Source organism: Micromonospora sp. M51, from assembly GCF_018070305.1.
Lineage (GTDB): Bacteria > Actinomycetota > Actinomycetes > Mycobacteriales > Micromonosporaceae > Micromonospora > Micromonospora parva.
This window is the reverse complement of sequence record NZ_JAGPXZ010000665.1, coordinates 1-3,458: the sequence shown is the minus strand read 5'-3', so window position 1 is coordinate 3,458 and position 3,458 is coordinate 1. Positions and strand designations below refer to the sequence as shown.

Annotated in this window: 4 protein-coding genes; all 4 read left to right on the top strand. The window is 75.9% G+C overall.

Translation table 11 applies throughout. The features are described 5' to 3' along the window. On the top strand, positions 1 to 1,231 hold a 1,231-nt coding region (locus tag KBX53_RS26655; RefSeq protein WP_210862276.1), incomplete at its 5' end, for a VWA domain-containing protein. A gap of 75 nt (positions 1,232 to 1,306) precedes the next feature. After that, positions 1,307 to 1,918 carry a cob(I)yrinic acid a,c-diamide adenosyltransferase gene (cobO, locus tag KBX53_RS26650; protein ID WP_030327536.1) on the top strand — a complete coding sequence of 204 codons (612 nt, stop codon included), beginning with the start codon at positions 1,307 to 1,309 and terminating at the stop codon, positions 1,916 to 1,918. Continuing rightward, entirely contained in the window at positions 1,912 to 3,267 is a 1,356-nt protein-coding gene (locus tag KBX53_RS26645) for a cobyrinate a,c-diamide synthase (protein ID WP_210862274.1), read from the top strand. Before cobO ends, KBX53_RS26645 begins: the two co-directional genes overlap by 7 nt. Further along, a partial coding sequence (locus KBX53_RS26640) for an SAM-dependent methyltransferase (RefSeq protein WP_247676264.1) occupies positions 3,264 to 3,458 on the top strand: 195 nt, incomplete at its 3' end. The genes KBX53_RS26645 and KBX53_RS26640, both read left to right, overlap by 4 nt.

Genomic DNA, 3,458 nt, shown 5'->3' with positions numbered 1-3,458 from the left:
CGCCCACCCCGACGACCCGGACGACGACGGCCCCGACGGCCCCGACGACGGTGGCTCCGAGGACCGTGGCCCCAACGGCGGTGGCCCCAACGGTGGTGGCCCGGCCGGTGGCGGCGGCCCGAACGGAAGTAGCCCGGCTGGCGGCGGAGCCCAGGGCGGCGACGCCGGCGATGACGGGGTCGAGCAGGGCGAACCAGGGTCGGCCGGGTACTCGACGGCACGTGACGGCGCGGGCCCGGACGGGCGCACCGACGGCCCGGACGGTACCGACGGCTGGCCGCGGCGTCAGCCGGGTGACCGGGGCGACGACCGCTGGCCGCAGCACCCGAACGGCGACGGTCGGAACGCGGGGACGCCCGGTGGCCGGGGAGCGTCGGCCGGTGCCGAGGACCCGACCCGGGGCGGGGAGTCGCAGCCGGTGGCCGTACCCCGGGGTGGGCTGCGGGCGCGGACGCTGACCGCGCCCGGCCTGGGTGACGGGGTGCCGGGCCGGCGGTCGCGGGCCCGGACCGGGCGGGGCCGCACCACCGGCGCGCGGGTGCCGGCGGGCCGGGTCGGCGCGCTGCACCTGCCGGCCACGATCCGCGCCGCCGCGCCGCACCAGGCGGCCCGGGGCCGGCTCACCGGTCCGCTGCGACTGCGCCGCGACGACCTGCGGGAGGCGGTTCGCGAAGGGCGTGAGGGCAACCTGGTGCTCTTCGTGGTGGACGCGAGCGGATCGATGGGGGCCCGGCAGCGGATGACCACTGTGAAGGACGCGGTGCTCGCCCTGCTCACCGACGCGTACCAGCGCAGGGACAAGGTCGCGGTGATCGCGTTCCGGGGTGCCGGTGCCCGGACCCTGCTGCCGGCGACCTCGTCGGTGTTGGCCGCCTCGACCCGGCTGGCCGAGTTGCCCACCGGTGGGCGGACACCGCTGGCCGAGGGGTTGCTCGCCGCCGCGGACCTGCTGCGGGTGGAGCGCCTGCGCGATCCGAAGCGCCGCCCGCTGGTCCTCATCGTCACCGATGGTCGGGCCACCGCCGGCACCCGCCCACTGGACCGGGCGGCAGCGGCGGCGCAGGTCCTGGCCGCCACCAACGCTGCCTGCGTGGTCGTCGACTGCGAGTCCGGCCCGGTCCGCCTCCACCTGGCCGCCCGCCTGGCCACCCAGCTGAATGCCCCAAGAACCCCCCTGGAATCCCTGACCCACCCCCACCCCCGCGATCGTGCACTTTCTGTCGCGGCATAACGGACCAAGCACGCATATGAACAACAGAAACCGCAAGATCGCGGGACACCTGGACGAGGGATGGGGGACGGCCTGATGCCGCAGGGACAACCGAGCGTGGTGCCCGCTGACGGGTTGACGACCCGGCAACGGCGGCACCGGCCGCTGTTGATGGTCCACACCGGGCAGATGAAGGGGAAGTCGACAGCGGCCTTCGGGCTGGCGTTGCGGGCCTGGACGGCCGGACTGCCGGTCGGGGTGTTCCAGTTCGTCAAGAGCGCCAAGTGGCGGGTGGGGGAGGAGAGCGCCTTCCGGACCCTCGGCGAGGTGCACGAGCGCACCGGCCAGGGCGCGCCGGTGGCCTGGCACAAGATGGGCGAGGGCTGGTCCTGGATCCAGCGCGGCGGCGACGCCGACCACGCCGCCGACGCCCTGGAGGGCTGGCGGCAGATCCAGCGTGACCTGGCCGCCGAACGGTACGGGCTGTACGTGCTGGACGAGTTCACCTATCCGATGACGTGGGGCTGGGTGGACGTCGACGAGGTGGTCGCCACGCTGGCCGACCGGCCCGGCTTCCAGCACGTCGTGATCACCGGGCGGGACGCCGACCCGCGCCTGGTGGCCGCCGCCGACCTGGTCGCCGAGCTGACCAAGGTCAAGCACCCGATGGACGCCGGCCAGAAGGGCCAGAAGGGCATCGAATGGTGAGCGGGCAGTGGGCGCTGCCCCGGGTGGTGGTCGCCGCCCCGGCCAGTGGCCACGGCAAGACGACGGTCGCCACCGGGCTGCTCGCCGCGCTCCGCCGACGGGGACTCGCCGTCAGCCCGCACAAGGTCGGCCCCGACTACATCGACCCCGGCTACCACGCCCTCGCCGCCGGACGAGCCGGCCGCAACCTCGACCCGTTCCTGGTCGGGCCCGACCTGATCACCCCCCTGCTGCGACACGGCGCGAGCGTCCCCACGCCCGCCGACGTCGCCGTGGTCGAGGGCGTCATGGGCCTGCACGACGGCGCGGTGGGCCGGCGTGACTTCGCCTCCACCGCGCACGTCGCCCGGCTGATCGAGGCACCGGTGCTGCTGGTGCTGGACACCACCGCGCAGGGCCGTTCGGCCGCCGCGCTCACCCTCGGCATGGCCGCGTTCGACCCGGCGGTTCGGATCGGCGGGGTGATCCTCAACCGGGTCGGCTCACCCCGGCACGAGACACTGCTGCGCGACGCCCTCGCCGAGGTGGGCGTACCGGTGCTCGGGGCGGTCACCCGCGCCGCCGAGGTGGCCGCGCCGGCCCGGCACCTCGGGTTGGTGCCGGTCGCCGAGCGGGCACCCGAGTCGCTCGCCATCGTCACCGCCCTTGCCGAACTGGTCGAGGCCACGGTGGACGTCGACGCCGTGCTCGACCTGGCCCGCACCGCCGCACCGTTGACGACCCCGGCGTGGAACCCGGTCGCCGCCGTCGGCGGGGCGGCCGGCGTCGAGCGACCACGCGTCGCGCTCGCCGGTGGTCCGGCCTTCACCTTCTCGTACGCGGAGACCGCCGAACTGCTCACCGCGGCCGGCGCGGACGTCGTCACCGTCGACCCGTTGCGCGACCCGGCGCTGCCCACCGGCACCCGCGCGGTGGTGATCGGCGGCGGCGTCCCCGAGGCGTACGCCCAGGCGCTTGCCGACAACACCGCGCTGCGCGCCGAGCTGGCCGACTTCGACGGGCCGATCGTGGCCGAGTGCGCCGGGCTGCTCTACCTCGGGCGGTCCCTGGACGGCGTACCGATGTGCGGTCGGCTGGACCTGACCGCCCGGATGACCGACCGGCTCACCCTCGGCTACCGGGAGGCAGTGGCGAGCACCGACTCCCCGGTGGCCCGCGCCGGTGCGCAGGTACGCGGCCACGAGTTCCACCGCACCACCACCGACCCGGGGCACGGCGACGCACCGGCGTGGCGGTGGAACGACGCCGAGCACGGTTTCGTCTCCGGCCGGGTGCACGCGTCCTACCTGCACACCCACTGGGCCGGTCACCCCGGCGCGGCCCGCCGACTGGTCGAGGCGGCCCGATGACCGCCACGCTCACCGGGGTCGGTGTCGGCCCCGGCGACCCGGAGCTGCTCACCGTCAAGGCGGTGCGGCTGCTGGGCGAGGCCGACCTGGTCTTCGTACCCGTGATGGCGGACCGGGCCGAACCCGGCGCGACCGCCGCTCCGACGCCGCCGGGCGCGCAGGCCGGGCGGGCCGAGGCGACAGTGCGGCAG